This is a genomic window from Undibacterium sp. SXout7W, from assembly GCF_049339385.1.
Lineage (GTDB): Bacteria > Pseudomonadota > Gammaproteobacteria > Burkholderiales > Burkholderiaceae_D > Undibacterium.
This window is the reverse complement of the sequence record NZ_JBMPPF010000151.1, coordinates 1-287: the sequence shown is the minus strand read 5'-3', so window position 1 is coordinate 287 and position 287 is coordinate 1. Positions and strand designations below refer to the sequence as shown.

Sequence of the window (287 nt, the reverse complement as noted above, 5' to 3'; positions counted from 1 at the left end):
ATATTTGCAGGTGATTTGTTCCGTATGTATACCCGCTACGCTGAAACAAAAAAATGGAAAGTCGAAGTTGTTAGTACGAACGAAGGTGAGCACGGCGGCTTTAAGGAAGTTATTGCAAACATCAGCGGTGAAGGTGTTTATGGCCAACTAAAATTTGAATCAGGCGCGCACCGTGTTCAGCGTGTACCAGAGACCGAATCGCAAGGACGTGTACATACCTCTGCGTGTACGGTAGCTGTTATGGCCGAAATTCCTGAGGCGGAAGCCATTGAAATAAATACCGCAGA

1 protein-coding gene is annotated in these 287 nt (G+C 46.3%); it reads left to right on the top strand.

Annotation, left to right across the window (positions count from 1 at the left end; genetic code table 11):
* Positions 1–287: PCRF domain-containing protein (locus tag ACO0LB_RS20880; protein WP_423052662.1), on the top strand; the 287-nt coding region annotated here is incomplete at both ends.